Consider the following 689-nt stretch of genomic DNA (forward strand, 5'->3'; position numbering starts at 1 on the left):
AATGATAAGTTGACTGCGGCGCTGTGGGTTGCGTGATAACCAGTCGCCAATAATCTCTTCTGTTTTGCCGTAAGTTTCAGGAGAAGGCGGAACCGCGTACATTTCAGCGGTATCAATAAAGTTGATCCCTTGACTAAGGGCGTACTCGATCTGTTGGTCGGCTTGCTGTTGAGTATTTTGCAGGCCCCATGTCATGCTTCCAAGGCAGATACGAGAAACAGGAATTTGGCTGCTTCCTAACTTTGAATATTCCATTTGTTACTGGATTCCTATTGTTATACGTCCACCGCAGATGAGAGTTTTGCAGAGAGTTAAAACGCGAGTGGCGTGAGTTGGAATACAAATTAGTAACATAAAAATGCACACTTCGGTACGGTTTTTAACGTGAAGTAAAGTGATTTGACGACAGGTTGACAGGGTGATCTGTAGCGTACCTAAATCGAGGGAATAGTGTGCAGTGAAGAAAGGGAGCGTGAGCAGTTCCCGAGATGGGGAAAACGGATGAGTTTGAAGAACATGAAAAACGAACGCCCTACATCAAGGGAAGTAGGGCGCGATACGGCTCTAAGTGAATGATTGCGTTGGACGAGCATTACTCGTCAGCCGTCATACCACCTTGCTGTTGAACCTGTCTTAAAGCTTCCTGTCTTTGAGATTCTTTGTCCGTCGATGCCGTTGTAACCTGATCC

At 46.0% G+C, this 689-nt stretch carries 1 protein-coding gene; it reads right to left on the reverse strand.

What is annotated here, in order from left to right; genetic code table 11:
• The coding region (locus KIV40_RS35120; RefSeq protein ID WP_285354102.1) for an aldo/keto reductase at positions 1 to 255 on the reverse strand (255 nt) is incomplete at its 3' end.
• Positions 256 to 689 lie beyond the last annotated feature (434 nt).

The sequence above is a fragment of the Vibrio sp. D173a genome (assembly GCF_030248475.1).